A 13,640-nucleotide genomic window follows, 5' to 3' on the forward strand; every position below is an offset into this window, starting at 1 on the left:
ATGAAAAAGATCACCACAATAACTCTGGGTTTACTACTGGCTGCTGTTCAGGTTAATGCTGCAGAAGCGTCTGATGGCACCATCAACTTCACCGGTAATATCAACAGCCAGACATGTACTGTTAGCGTTAATGGCGGAAACAGCTCTGCAACAGTACCATTGCCTACCATCGCGGCAAGCCTGCTGCAGAATGCTGGCGAAACTGCCGGTGCTACCCGTTTTACTGTTGACCTGAGTGAATGTTCAACGAAAACTGGCGACGTTTATGCCTTTTTTGAGCAGGGCAGCAACGTTAATGCCAACGGGCGTCTGACCAATACCGGCACCGCGACTAACGTTGATCTGGAACTGTTGGACAATGCAGGTAACTCGTTGAACGCAGGTAGCAGCGATCAAACAACGTCCCCGGTCACTGCAACTCTGACCGACGGCGCGGCAAGTCTGACTTACGCGGCTCGCTACTATGCGACTGCAGCCTCGACTGCGGGTACCGTGGCCTCTTCAGTGACTTATTCAATCATTTATCTTTAAGTGATGAGGGTGGGAGCATGACTCCCGCCTTTTTTCCCTCCTTAGTTAACTCAAGTAATATCATGATAAAAAAAACCCTCAGCTTTATAACAATATTGCTTCTGGCATGTGCATATTCCGTTTCAGCCAATGTCACGATTATTGGCACACGCGTTATTTATCCGGCCACCGAAAAGGAAGTTACCGTACGATTAGATAATCGTGGTAACCAACCCGCTCTGGTGCAGGCCTGGATTGATGATGGCAAAATGGATCAAGCCGTAGATAAGATCAACGTTCCATTTGTGATACTCCCTCCCGTTTTCCGCATGGAAGCAAACAAAGGGCAAACACTGCGTATCATTTCAACCGAGAATAAACTCCCCACCGATAGAGAATCTGTTTTCTGGCTGAATGTATTAGATATTCCACCAAAGGATAAAAGTCTTGCCAATAAAAACCAGCTACAAATGGCTATCCGTAGCCGGATTAAACTTTTTTATCGGCCAAGTGGGCTTAATGCAGAAGAGGCGAACAAATCTGCCAGTAAGTTAATCTGGCGTAAAGACGTTAAGAATAATCAACTTACGGCCATTAACAATTCTTCATACCACATCAATGTCGCTCAAATTAACGCAGAGACGACTGATGGTCGGAAAGTCGTCAGCGAAAATGGTGGCATGATTCCTCCACGTGGGACGAAAGATTTCACACTCAGCGCCCGGAATGTTGACAAATTAAAAACCAATTTTCACTACCTGTATTTAGATGATTTTGGCGCAGCGCGTGATGTTGAGAGCCATCTCAGTCAGTAACAGGATAAGTTATATCAAAGGAGATAAATATGGCAGGGAAAGTCTATATAAATAAGTCAGTTGGACGAGATGTTCTACACTCTTTATTGGCGGTTTTTCTTACAACTTCAGCCGCCCCTACTTTCGCAGATACCAGCTATGATTTTGATGAATCCTTTGTGAAAAACCTTTCAGGGGTAAAGGTTGATGTTACCCGATACTCCCAAGGGAACCCAATCGATCCAGGCATTTATACGCTTGATGTTTTTCTAAACGGCCGCCAGGTAAGCCGCGAAAATGTACGCGTGATACAGGATGGGAATAGCAGTAAGGTTTGCCTAACCTATGATTTAATAAAAAGCCTTGCTATTAAAGACAGCATTTTTAGTGCGCAACAAATCACTAACTTACGCTCAGAAAAACAGTGTACCGCGCTCGAAGAAGTGATTGAAGATAGTCATGCTGCAATAAATAGCGCCGATATGCAGATAGATATTTCGATTCCGCAAATTTATTTACTGAGAACAGCGCGTGGCTATGTAGCGCCCGAGTTCTGGGATCAAGGTGAGACAGCCCTTTCACTAAATTACAATACTAACTTTTACCGTTCTGTTAACAGCGGTAGAGAATATGAGTCATTTTATGGCCGTGCATTGGCCGGATTTAACTTGGGTGGCTGGATGTTCCGTCACGATGGCGCACTGAGCTGGCGTCGTCAGCAAGATAGCGAATATCATCATTATGATAATATTAATACCTATGTGCAGCGTGATATTCCGCAGCTAAGATCGCGTTTACTGTTGGGTGAAGGTAATACCAGCGGTGAGATTTTTGATACCCTTTCTTTCCGGGGGGCACAAATTTCGACTGTTGATCAGATGTTGCCAGACTCCCAACGTGGATATGCCCCTGAAATTCGCGGCGTAGCGCGCACAAACGCCCAGGTCTCCGTGACGCAAAACGGTAGTAAAATCTATGAAACCACCGTGTCTCCGGGTGCATTTAATATTACAGACTTATATCCCACCGGATATGGCGGCGATCTGGATGTCACCATCAAAGAAGCAGACGGAAGCGAATCACATTTCTCCGTGCCTTACGCGGCTATGGCGCGCCTGAAACGTCCCGGAATGACGTATTACACCCTAACCGGTGGCCAATCACGCCACGCGAATATGGTGTACACGCCCTCAATATATCAGGGCACCCTTCAGCACGGATTTACCAATAGCCTGACAGGCTATGGTGGTCTTCTTGGCTCGGATAATTACACCTCCTTATTACTGGGTGGGGCATTTGGATTGCCTTTTGGCGCCATTTCTTTGGATATTACCGGGGCGCAGACTGAATATGCTGATAGCAAAAAACAGGGTGTCAGTTACCGGGCAACCTATAGCAAGAAAGTCTCTTCAACCAGTACCAATTTTTCACTGGCTGCGTATCGCTTCTCATCTTCTGGCTATTACAGTTTTAATGATGCCTTACAGGTTAACAACTATTATAAGAAAAACGGTAGTGGGACCACTAAAACATCTCTTTCCAGGGCAAAACAGCGTTTTTCGATGACCGCAAGCCAAAAATTAGGAGATTCATTTGGGAATGTATATCTTACTGGTTTTGTTCAAAACTACTGGAATTCACCGGGTACCAACACCCAATTTCAGCTAGGTTATAATAATACCCTGGGTCGCGTGGCCTATACATTTTCTGCTAACCGATTATTATATTCAACAGGCGGCCACGATACTCAATTATCTTTGGACTTCTCTGTTCCTTTAGGCAGCGACAGTAAGCATTACCTTACCGGTAGTGCATCACACTCAAAGGACGGTGTAACGGCGCAAACTGCAGTAAACGGCGTGGCTGGCGATTACGATCAATATAATTATAACGTCAGCGCAGCGCGAGACGTCGATAACAGTAAGTCGGGTTCTGTCAGTGGGCAATATCGTTCCCCGTATAGCACGCTTACGGCTTCGTATACTAAGGGAAGTAACTATTATTCTGCGTCGGGTGGTGCCAGTGGAACAATCGTCGCTTTACCAGACAGCCTGACCTTTAGCGCTTACCAGGCAACAACATACGCTGTTATTACGGCCCCGGATGCACGTGGCGCACATGTCATTGGTTATCCGAACATTGTTTTAGATGGCAACGGTCGCGCAATTGTGCCGAATCTTATGCCCTATCGCATCAATGAATTGGCAATTGACCCGAAAGGCATTCCACTAGATGTAGAACTGGAAGCCACTCAGCAACGCGTCATCCCAATTGAAGGCGCTGTTGTAAGGGTCGATTACAAAACAAATAAAGGCCAGCCACTTTTAATTCGTGCTAATCAGTTGGACGGCAACCCGCTTCCATTTGGCGCTGCAGTGAATGATGAGAATGGAAACCTCGTGACGACGGTTTCCCAGGGCGGGCAAATCTATGCCAGACTGAATAAAGACATCAGTCAACTGCATATTTCATGGGGTAAAACACCCTCAGACAAATGTTTGGTTAACCTTGAATCAGACAAGATTCGCATTAGCGATAATAAAACGCTGGCCAGAATAGAAACTACCTGTAGCGATGATAAATCCCGTGATCTTCGCTATGTGTCAAATGATGCCAGCAATAACAAATTCAAGGGTTAATAAGGTGAACTTTATGCCATATTTTAAATTTTTTAGAAAAATGAATAATGCATTTACCACCATCATATTAGCATTTGTCGTTAGCATGCTGTCAGCCAACGTTCAGGCTGATGATAACGTCACGTTAGTGTGTAAAAAAATCAATACTGACGAAGCTGTCGATTTCAGCTCTCTTGCATTGACAGTTTCATCCGCTGTGCCGGTGGGTACGGTGGTGTACAGCGGCAGTTTCACCGTTAACTTTAAGTGCGCACTCGACAACCCACTGCAGGCAAAGGACCATTTGATCGGTGAAGTGTATTTCAAGCGTAAAGCCATTGCAGAGGGCACGCTGGGCTACGGTCTGACGATTTATACTGGGTATGGTGGCGATATGTCAGGCGAGGCAGCATCTATTGCCACGGGAAATAATATCTCTGAGTATGCTATTACCAGTGGAGGGACCGTGGGGAACTATACAGATGTGACTCTGACAGTACCGTTTGAAATCGTCAGAACCTCAATGTCCACGGCCAGCTCAACATCGCTAAGAAATACCGTAAATGTCTTTGATGTCGGCTCTTATGTAACCGGTACCGACCTGATGTTTCTTTTCACTAATATTAAATCGGGTATCACCGTTAAGGACGAAACCTGTTCCGTGGCCGGTAATATCAATAAATCAGTCCCGCTTGGCAGTTATTCCGTCAGTAAAAGCAGTGGATTGGGTTCGGGTATTGGGCAGACCAGCAACATGATCCCATTTGATATTCAACTTAACTGTGAATCACTCTTGTCGGGTTCATTTGACGTCATGATGCAATTTGATGGCGATGCGGAAAGTGGTCTGTCAGATATCGGCGTGATGACACTGAACTCCTCGTCGACTGCAAGCGGCGTAGGTGTACAGATTTTGAATGAGAACCAACAACCGGTTGCGCTTGCAACCCCCTTTAACGTGGCATCATACCCTCTTTCGGCCGCACTCATTACGGTGCCGTTGTATGCCCGTTATTATCAGACTAAAGATACCGTGGGTTCCGGAAGCGCTAATGCGGTGGCAACCTATACCATAAGTTATCAATAAGACTCGGTAAGGCTCTCCGGAGCCTTGCTTTAACCTGGATATAGCTGAAAAGGATTCATCAGAAAATATGCCACATAAAAGACATAAATTCCGTATAGGTATATCTGATGAAAGTCCATTCATTGTGTATTCCATCCAGAGCATACTTGCGGCTGAACTTATACGACCAATAATTTCCCCCTATCCTGTTGATGGTGAGGAATTGCTGATAAAACTCATCGAAAATCCACCCGATTTTCTGATCACCGACCTTAATATCACCCCTGGAAATTTACACCTAAACGGCATAAGGAAAATTGAGGAGATAAGAAAACAGTTACCTGAGATAAACATTATCATTTTCACCGATCAGACTAACCAGGCTGTTTTGAACAAAGTGATTCGAATTCCTGTTAATGGAATCGTCAGTAAACGTGATAAACGCCATCAGCTAGTCGAAGCTTTTCGTTGGATCTCTAATGCAAATAAAGGCATTTTTTATTCAGAACAGATGAGAAACCTGTCATCCGAGCGGCCTTCTTCTGATAGGAAAGAAATTTTAACGCCATCGGAAATGGAGATAATCAGACTTTTTTCTTTGGGCTATAGCTTAATGAACATTGCAAAGTTTCGTAAGCGGAGTGTCAGCACTGTCGCCACACAAAAATATAACGCAATGCGTAAGCTTCACCTGAATTCCAATACGGATTTAATCAAGTACGTTTTGACTCAGGAACTCACTTAATCCTGATATCATTTATTGCATGAAATAGCGAAAAAAATTATGAAACACCATCAAATCACCGGGTTTTTAATTGCATTTACCGGCATCTCATTCGGTGCACATGCAACTAACTTACAACAGGCTGCGCAGGCAGCATTGACCTATGATTCGGCGTTGCAAGCAAGCCAAAAGACCAGTGATGCCGATAAACAGAAATATTGGCAAGGTATGGCGGGAATGTTGCCCACACTGTCGCTGGAAGGAAGTTGGGACCGCCAGGAACAACCTGATAAAAAATATCAAAGCGGCGTGACCAGCCATAACTATGATGTGCGCGTCCGGCAACCGCTGTTTGATATGAGCAAATATGCCGGCTGGCGTAAAGGCGTGGCGATAGCTAATACTGCTGAAGCACAGGCGCGCCTGGCTGAGGAAAAGCTGCTGGGTTCAATTGCGAATGCCTATTTCACGGTACTTTACCAACAGGAAGTATTGCAGGCGGCTCAGGCAGCCACCCACACTTTCAAGCAGCAAATGGAAAAGCTCCAGGCCGGTTTACGCAACGATCAAAACACGCGTACCGAGGTTGATGAGGCAAATGCTAATTATGCCATCGCAAAGGCCAAAGAGATTGAAGCCAGCAACCAGTTACTCATGGCGGGTGAAGCCGTACGCCGCTTGTCCGGGGTTAACCCTGATACGCTGGAAGCGGTCAACTTTCAGTGCCTTAAGTCGACGCCCTACACTTCATTATCTGATGCGATAAGCGCCAGCCAACTACGCAATACAGATGTCAAAATTGCGCAATTCCAGCATGACCAATCTGACGCTGATGTACTGGCTGCGGATGGTGCACATATGCCGGTGGTGTCGATGTATGCCAGCTATGGCAAAAACTGGAGCAGGAACGATAACGGAGACAACATCCTGTATGACGCCATTTTCGGCACTAACTCCAAGAGTAACAACCTGCAATACGGCGTGAACGTCTCTGTTCCGCTTTTTGCCGGAGGCAGCCAGCTATCACAGTCGTTCGAGGCATCCTACCGGCGTGAAGCGGCCAGGTTTACCACTCTGGAAGCGCAGCGCAAAGCCGTACAGGATACCCGTTCCGCCTGGCTCAGTCTCAGTAACGGCAAGGCTTTGATCGACGCCCAGAAGAACGCGGTCACCTCCGCCAGTAAGAAGGTTGTCTCCGTTCAATATGGACGTGAAATGGGATTCCGCACGGTCAGTGATGAACTGGACGCTCAGCAAAAATATTACAACGTACTTAAAGATCAAGCTGAGGCACGGTTGAATTACTTAAATGCCCTGCTCAATCTTGCACAAAGTACCGGCTCATTATCACTCGACATGCTGAATTTTTTTCAGTGCCGATAAATCAACTCATTACAGTGAACAGTTAAATGGAACAGTCACTTTTTCGCCAGGAAGCGCTTGATGCAGCAAACCGCGGTAATCTTGGAACCGTCGCGCTTTATTGCCCACCCTATCGCTGGTTGGTTATTTCCATCGTCGTCGCTATCACGATAGTAACGCTCGTTTTCTTTATTTTTGGTAGCTATACCAAATATGAATCCTCTACGGGGGAATTAATCCCTAAAAATGGCATGTTGGTTGTACCGCCGCCGGTAAGCGCGACGGTGGTCGATATTCCGGTCAAAGAAGGCCAGCATGTTGAGAAAGGCGACGTTGTGATGGTGTTGTCATCTGAAGTGTCAACACAGCTGGGTCAGACCCGACAAATGATTGCTGAAAACCTGGCTGCCCAGCGTGAAAGGTTGCAGCAGGATTTGAAGACGCTCAGCAAACTGCATGTCGTTGAGATGCAGGGCGTAAGTGAGACTATCACCAGCCTCAAACTCCAGCAGGAACAGTTAAAAATTCAGCTGGCACAGCGCAAAAAGCAAGTGAGTTTGGCACGCTTACAGCTGGATAAAATCAAGGCGATGCATAAAGAGGGTTACGCATCCCGCCGACAAGTTGAAGAGCAGGAGTCAAACCTGCTCGACAGCCAGGCACGGCAACAGGAATATCAGCGGCAGATTTTAGATATCGCGCAAAAGATCCTTCAGGCTCAGCAACAACGCGATGAGAAGCCGCTTGACGACAACAAGAAGCGTAACGATATCGAACGACAATTAGCGGATAACCGGCAGTCGCTGGTGGAAAATGAAGCGCGCCGGTCATTCGAATTACGCGCGCCGAAAAGTGGCTATATTGGCATGATCATGATTAAAAATGGCCAAATGCTCAATGCTGGCCAGTCCGCGATCTCGATATTGCCCAGTGACAGTGAATTGGTGGCCCGCATGATGGTGAATACCCAATCGATTGGCTTTATCCAGGCCGGGCAGCGTGTTGTCCTGCGTTACAAAGCCTTTCCCTATCAGAAATTTGGTCAGCAATACGGCAAAGTGATTGAGGTCTCACGTACAGCGCTTTCCCCGCAGGAAGTCGCCACGTTGACCGGAAAGAATAACGTTGAGGAACAACAGTACCGTGTACTGGTGGCATTAGATAAACAAACTATCAAAGCCTATATGCAAAACGAGTCACTTAAACCAGGAATGGCGCTGGATGCCGATTTCATCGTCGATAAGCGTCGTCTTTATGAGTGGGTACTTGAGCCGATATTCGCGCTGGGTCACAAAATTTCGCTCTGATTAGAAGGTCTGTTCTGTGCAGTTATTAGAGAAACTCAATTTTAAATGGTTTAACCGTTTGCCGTTGATTCGTCAATCGCAAGCGGCCGAATGCGGACTGGCCTGTTTAGGGATGATTGCTAACTATCATGGGCATGAGATCGATATGATCTCCCTGCGCCGGCAGTTTTCAACCTCACTTAAAGGGGCGACACTTTCCGACGTCATTGGTATTGCTCAGCAGCTAAATATGAGCTCGCGCGCGTTACGCGTTGATCTTGAAGAGCTGTCAAAACTTCGCACTCCCTGTATTTTACATTGGGAACTGAATCATTTCGTCGTGCTTAAGAAAGTACACGGTAATAAGATTACGCTCCACGATCCCGCGCGCGGAATTCGTGAGGTCACATTTAAGGAAGCATCCGATACATTTACCGGCGTCGCACTGGAACTGGTTCCCTCTTCCACGTTTGAAGTAAAGGAAGAAAAAGCGCGGATTTCGATGAGAAAACTGGTGGGCAGCGTAACAGGGGTAAAATCCGCGTTCGTCCAGGTGCTGATATTGTCCATTGCGTTGGAACTGTTCGGGGTTTTAACCCCATTCTTTATGCAATGGGTCATGGATATGGTGCTGGTTTCTGCCGATTATTCATTGTTAACGCTACTCGGCGTCGGTTTTATGATGATTGCTCTATTCCAGACTGTCATCTCGGCCTTACGTTCATGGGTGATGAGTTGGTTCTCCAGCCAATTAAGTGTGCAGTGGACCATTAATGTCTGCCACCACATGCTAAAGCTGCCTCTTGACTGGTTTGAATCGCGTCACGTTGGCGATATTCTTTCGCGTTACGGCTCATTAAATACCATACAAAGTACGCTGACCACGCGATTTATCAGCACGGTGCTTGATGGCGTAATGTCCATTGTTACCGTGGTAATGCTGTTTATTTATAACGATAAGCTGGCCTGGCTGGTTATTGGCCTGTTTAGCCTCTATGCGCTGCTGCGCTTTATGGCTTACGATCCGGTTCGCCGCGCCAATGAAGAGCAGATTATCAGTTCGGCACGCACGCAATCCTCGCTACTGGAGACACTGCGCGGTATTCAGGCCGTCAAAACGAATAATAAGCAGGTACCCCGACTGTCCGCCTATATGAATTTGATGGTCGACAGCACCAATAAAGGCATTGTTATTCAGAAACTTAATATTCTGTTTGGCTCTGCCCAGGGCTTACTGACGTCAGTAGGACGTGTGGCGCTGGTATGGTTAGCCGCGCTACAGGTGCTCGACGGTAATTTCTCCGCAGGGATGCTGACGGCATTCATCAGTTTTTCCGACCAGTTTATGAGTCGTGGTGCAGGTTTAATCAATGCAATCATTGACTTCCGTATGCTGCGTATGCATGGAGAAAGGCTTGCAGACATCGTCTTGTCTGAAACAGAAGCGAGTTCTGAAGCCAGCCCGAGCCTGGTTCATCGCCCCGATGAGGAACAGGCTGCACAAGATATCGTACTAACAGACATTAAATTCCGCTACGGTACGACTGAGGCCTGGGTTATAGACAATGCCAGCTTCACCATCCGGGCGGGAGAGAGTATCGCGATTGTCGGTCCATCGGGTCAGGGAAAAACTACCTTAGCGAAAGTCATTCTGGGTTTATTACATCCCGAGAGCGGCAGTATTACCGTTGGGGGTATGGATATTACTCAAACCGGACTCTCTCATCACCGCGAACGTATTGGCTGCGTGATGCAGGATGATATCCTTTTTTCAGGTTCTATTAGCGAAAATATCAGCTTCTTCGATAACGAACCCGACCACGCAAAAATTACTCGCGTCGCCCGGCTGGCACAAATTCATGGCGACATCATGAAAATGCCGATGAACTATCACAGTCTGGTTGGCGATATGGGTTCATTTCTTTCTGGGGGGCAGTTACAACGTATCTTACTTGCCCGGGCACTTTATCGGGACCCACAAATTCTGGTATTGGATGAAGCCACCAGCCACCTGGATATTACCAACGAAGCGAAGATCAACAATTCGATCAAAAGCATGAATATTACCCGCATTATCATTGCTCACCGCCCAGAGACTATTCGTAGTGCGGACAAAATCGTTATGATGCATAACGGTAAACTTAGTGAAGTCACGGCAGAACAATTATTCTCTCGTGCAGATAACAGTCAGGAAATGGAGAACATACATGAATAACACACTTTGTCGCTTCAGTGAAGGAACTGTAGAATTACCTTCTGGCTATAGAGAGAGAACGTTGAATTCGCTTAACGATACGAAATCCATTCGGCCAACGATTACTATCTCACGTGACAGCCTTGGCATTCATAACAGCATTGAGGACTATATTGACAGCCAGTTCACTATATTAAAAGCATCAATGAAAGACTGGATCCAGGATCCTTACAAAATAGTCAAACTCGGCGATAACACCACCTCTGGTGTTTTGATTAATTACAGCTTTCTGGCTCCAACCGGTACGCGCTCTTACCAGCAGCAAGCTATTTTCACTCTGAACATGGAAGACCTGCTCATTTTTTCAATGTCTAAAGCTTCCGTTCTCACACCTGAAGATAATCAATGTTTTATTGAAACACTGAAAAGCTTCAAAACGCATGCCTAAAACCGTGTTGAGTTAATACCCCCCTCTGGATCTATTTCATGCTGTAATATTGGTTGTACTCTTTGCCGCTAACGCCATAGCGGCTTTTTTTTCAGAAAAAATCAATAACGCTGGCAGGTAAATAAATAGGAGAGCGGCGCACCAATAAGATAGGAATTATCATCAACTTTGTCGACACTCAGTTGAAGATAAGACTGATCAAGCGTGAGTTCCGCTAATAGCATATTGAAAAGTGTATCAGGGGTCGTGTCAGTGGATGACTTTATCGTTTTGCTGATGCTGTAACGGTAAGTATCGTTATCAATTTTACTCCCACTGGAGAGGATAATTCTTCTGTCGAGTATCGTCGTATTGTCTCCTGATATCGCCTGCCCATTAAGCAGCAGATATCCTGCTTTCTCATCTTGAAAACGCAGATCCTGGGTGACTGCAAATTCAAAAATCTTCCCCTCGTTGCGACTCAAATCGTAACGGGAAAATGTCGCGCAGCGAAACGGATAGGTATCATTTTTTTTAGAGATGTAATCCACACCGATTATCAGCATCAGTGTTAATGCAATCAGCATCATCGCCGAGATTAAATAAACTTTCCTTTTCAATTCATTCTCCAGTCGAGGTAATAAAAATTATTGCATGAAATAACATGACCTGTACTGTTTACTTCACAAGATGAAAGGATGGTACGGCCATAATTGTGCGTGGTGAATGAAGTGTTATTGTCAAAGTAAAAACGATGACTGGCATCACAGGTCTGATTATTTTCTTTTATTACTTCCTGGATTTGCGTATTTAATGACTGACGCTGGAGTACATCCAGTCCATGTAATAAAACCGCCTCACACCCCCCCTCCAGCTTTATTGTGGTCGTGGATAACCTCTGCTCAGCTGGGCGTATCATCCAGTAATAGCCGCTGGTTCCGACCGCAAGCAGCATTGCCAATACAGAAAGAGTCAATAAACTACGGGTCAACCATGGCGTTACAGATGACAGTTTTTCCTGTTCTGAAGGCAGCACCGAAGCAACTTCAGCTAACACGGTTTGGTGTTGATCGTTTGCCTCCGTCACTTCAGAAGGCGCTTCGTTGAGGATGATTGGTGGCGGAGACTGCCGCTCGATTTTGATGTCGCTATTCAGGCGGATCCCCGTTTTGGGGATGGTGATGATCAGATTATCACATCCAAATCCAGCCAATACGCGCCTTAGAATACTCAGATATTGATTAAGATTGGCGTTTGATCCACGCAAGCCATACTTATCCCATATCTCAGTCAGCAACGTATCTCTTGTCAGGATCTCCCCTTCGGAACGCAATAAACGCTCAAGCAAACGTCCTGCAGAGATGCTAAGACTTACGGATTCTTCAGTGGGTATATGGCCCAGGGTGCAATCATCAGGATTGTAAGTAATATTGCCATCAATTATATAAATCATCAAAAACCACTGAATTATCATCACGTCCTGACATTATAGGTTAAGTTAAATCAAGAAGCACTGATCGCGCCAGATACTGTTTTAGCCCCCCATATGTAACAATACTTGTCTATTTTAAGAAAAATACTCTCATCAATACAATGAGTTAGTCAGCACCACCTGCCCCAACAAGGTTACACTTTCTGGCTCACTCAGATATTTAAATTTTTGCATAGCGCCACGATATTCATCAGTCATTATTTTAATAACCATATGAGCTTTAATGATAGGGTTTTTAACATGTGTGATTATCTGATAAATAGTTTTTCCGCGTCATAAGAGACCACATTGCCGCCGCTGTCCGCATTCTTTAATTTCAGAAAGCCACAACGGGAGGTCATTAAGCCAGTAAATACGTCGGACTTAAGTCGGATGATAACGTGAAGGTGGCTGCCCGGTCACGCGGCGGAACATCGTCGCGAAGGATGAACCCGTGTCATACCCCAATAACAACGCCACTTCTTTCACCGATTTTCCTTCTATCAATAAAGCCAACGCCCTGACCACGCAGGCACGCTGACGCCAAGCCGAAAATGAGATCCCGAGCTGCTGCAGAAAATGGCGGCGAAAGGTGCTGGCGCTCATATAGAGCGCGCTGGCCCAGCGTTCAGCGGGATCGTGGATGGCTGGCGCCAGCAAAAAAGCCTGGCAAAGCGCCAACAGTGCTGGCTGCTGCGGCAGGGGAATATCGAAATCACGTACCGGCATTGCCGCCAGCTCCAGCAACATCAAATTAATCAGCGCCCTGTCTCGTTCGCTGTCATATAGCGCGGGCAAATCTACTGCGTCCAGCAATAACTGCCGCAGCAGTGGCGATACGCCGATCACTTCGCAGCGGCTGTTTTTATTTAACGCGGACGCGCAGGCAGGTTCGATATAGATACTGCGCGTGCTGACGCCGACAAACTTAACCCCATGCAGGGTTTCAGGCGGGATCCACACCGCATGCTGCGGCGGCACCACCCATTCCCCGTCATGCGTTGATACGTGCATCAAACCGGTCGCGCCATACAGCAGCTGCGCCCGGCGATGCTTATGGTACGGCAGGACAAATCCCTGCACATAGTCATTGCCGAGCGACACCACGTCACGATCCAGATGATCGTAATCGTCAATTTTTCCGTTGCGCACATCTGCCCCCTTCTGACCGATTGGCAAGGGTAATCG

Annotated in this window: 12 protein-coding genes; 9 read left to right on the plus strand and 3 right to left on the minus strand. The window is 46.5% G+C overall.

Going from position 1 to position 13,640, the window contains the following annotated elements:
• The 9 genes from AC1UKS_RS16035 (at nucleotide 1) to AC1UKS_RS16075 (ending at nucleotide 11,002) form a co-directional block, all read left to right on the plus strand.
• Complete coding sequence (locus AC1UKS_RS16035; RefSeq protein WP_482434481.1) at nucleotides 1-531, plus strand: fimbrial protein; 531 nt, start codon at nucleotides 1-3, stop codon at nucleotides 529-531.
• 17 nt (nucleotides 532-548) lie between these two features.
• On the plus strand, nucleotides 549-1,325 hold the full coding sequence (locus tag AC1UKS_RS16040; protein WP_482434483.1) for a fimbrial biogenesis chaperone: 777 nt from the start codon (nucleotides 549-551) through the stop codon (nucleotides 1,323-1,325).
• A gap of 29 nt (nucleotides 1,326-1,354) precedes the next feature.
• Nucleotides 1,355-3,943, plus strand: a complete 2,589-nt coding sequence (locus tag AC1UKS_RS16045; RefSeq protein WP_482434485.1) for a fimbria/pilus outer membrane usher protein — start codon at nucleotides 1,355-1,357, stop codon at nucleotides 3,941-3,943.
• A gap of 13 nt (nucleotides 3,944-3,956) precedes the next feature.
• Nucleotides 3,957-5,009 carry a fimbrial protein gene (locus AC1UKS_RS16050; RefSeq protein WP_482434487.1) on the plus strand — a complete coding sequence of 351 codons (1,053 nt, stop codon included), beginning with the start codon at nucleotides 3,957-3,959 and terminating at the stop codon, nucleotides 5,007-5,009.
• A gap of 67 nt (nucleotides 5,010-5,076) precedes the next feature.
• Nucleotides 5,077-5,733 (plus strand): response regulator, encoded by a 657-nt coding sequence (locus AC1UKS_RS16055; protein ID WP_482434488.1) that lies wholly within the window; start codon nucleotides 5,077-5,079, stop codon nucleotides 5,731-5,733.
• A gap of 39 nt (nucleotides 5,734-5,772) precedes the next feature.
• On the plus strand, nucleotides 5,773-7,095 hold the full coding sequence (locus AC1UKS_RS16060) for a TolC family outer membrane protein (RefSeq protein WP_482434490.1): 1,323 nt from the start codon (nucleotides 5,773-5,775) through the stop codon (nucleotides 7,093-7,095).
• 26 nt (nucleotides 7,096-7,121) lie between these two features.
• Nucleotides 7,122-8,381, plus strand: a complete 1,260-nt coding sequence (locus AC1UKS_RS16065) for an HlyD family secretion protein (protein ID WP_482434492.1) — start codon at nucleotides 7,122-7,124, stop codon at nucleotides 8,379-8,381.
• Nucleotides 8,382-8,397: 16 nt separating this feature from the next.
• On the plus strand, nucleotides 8,398-10,575 hold the full coding sequence (locus AC1UKS_RS16070) for a peptidase domain-containing ABC transporter (RefSeq protein ID WP_482434494.1): 2,178 nt from the start codon (nucleotides 8,398-8,400) through the stop codon (nucleotides 10,573-10,575).
• Nucleotides 10,568-11,002 carry a DcrB-related protein gene (locus tag AC1UKS_RS16075; RefSeq protein WP_482434495.1) on the plus strand — a complete coding sequence of 145 codons (435 nt, stop codon included), beginning with the start codon at nucleotides 10,568-10,570 and terminating at the stop codon, nucleotides 11,000-11,002. Before AC1UKS_RS16070 ends, AC1UKS_RS16075 begins: the two co-directional genes overlap by 8 nt.
• A gap of 101 nt (nucleotides 11,003-11,103) precedes the next feature.
• On the opposite strand, the gene AC1UKS_RS16080 is transcribed toward AC1UKS_RS16075, so the two are convergent.
• The 3 genes from AC1UKS_RS16080 to AC1UKS_RS16090 all read right to left on the minus strand — a co-directional run bounded on the left by AC1UKS_RS16080 (nucleotide 11,104) and on the right by AC1UKS_RS16090 (nucleotide 13,604).
• Nucleotides 11,104-11,601 carry a FidL-like protein gene (locus AC1UKS_RS16080; protein WP_482434497.1) on the minus strand — a complete coding sequence of 166 codons (498 nt, stop codon included), beginning with the start codon at nucleotides 11,599-11,601 and terminating at the stop codon, nucleotides 11,104-11,106.
• Nucleotides 11,598-12,434 carry a winged helix-turn-helix domain-containing protein gene (locus AC1UKS_RS16085; RefSeq protein ID WP_482437013.1) on the minus strand — a complete coding sequence of 279 codons (837 nt, stop codon included), beginning with the start codon at nucleotides 12,432-12,434 and terminating at the stop codon, nucleotides 11,598-11,600. Before AC1UKS_RS16085 ends, AC1UKS_RS16080 begins: the two co-directional genes overlap by 4 nt.
• A gap of 402 nt (nucleotides 12,435-12,836) precedes the next feature.
• Nucleotides 12,837-13,604 carry an AraC family transcriptional regulator gene (locus AC1UKS_RS16090; RefSeq protein WP_482434498.1) on the minus strand — a complete coding sequence of 256 codons (768 nt, stop codon included), beginning with the start codon at nucleotides 13,602-13,604 and terminating at the stop codon, nucleotides 12,837-12,839.
• Nucleotides 13,605-13,640 lie beyond the last annotated feature (36 nt).

This window comes from Erwinia sp. AK-PDG3-5 (assembly GCF_056821705.1).

Excerpts from the sequence above, each read along its gene's own strand:
- AC1UKS_RS16035 (WP_482434481.1), top strand. The coding sequence starts at position 1 with ATGAAAAAGATCACCACAATAACTCTGGGTTTACTACTGGCTGCTGTT.
- AC1UKS_RS16040 (WP_482434483.1), top strand. The coding sequence starts at position 549 with ATGACTCCCGCCTTTTTTCCCTCCTTAGTTAACTCAAGTAATATCATG.
- AC1UKS_RS16045 (WP_482434485.1), top strand. The coding sequence starts at position 1,355 with ATGGCAGGGAAAGTCTATATAAATAAGTCAGTTGGACGAGATGTTCTA.
- AC1UKS_RS16050 (WP_482434487.1), top strand. The coding sequence starts at position 3,957 with ATGCCATATTTTAAATTTTTTAGAAAAATGAATAATGCATTTACCACC.
- AC1UKS_RS16055 (WP_482434488.1), top strand. The coding sequence starts at position 5,077 with ATGCCACATAAAAGACATAAATTCCGTATAGGTATATCTGATGAAAGT.
- AC1UKS_RS16060 (WP_482434490.1), top strand. The coding sequence starts at position 5,773 with ATGAAACACCATCAAATCACCGGGTTTTTAATTGCATTTACCGGCATC.
- AC1UKS_RS16065 (WP_482434492.1), top strand. The coding sequence starts at position 7,122 with ATGGAACAGTCACTTTTTCGCCAGGAAGCGCTTGATGCAGCAAACCGC.
- AC1UKS_RS16075 (WP_482434495.1), top strand. The coding sequence starts at position 10,568 with ATGAATAACACACTTTGTCGCTTCAGTGAAGGAACTGTAGAATTACCT.
- AC1UKS_RS16085 (WP_482437013.1), bottom strand. The coding sequence starts at position 12,434 with ATGATTTATATAATTGATGGCAATATTACTTACAATCCTGATGATTGC.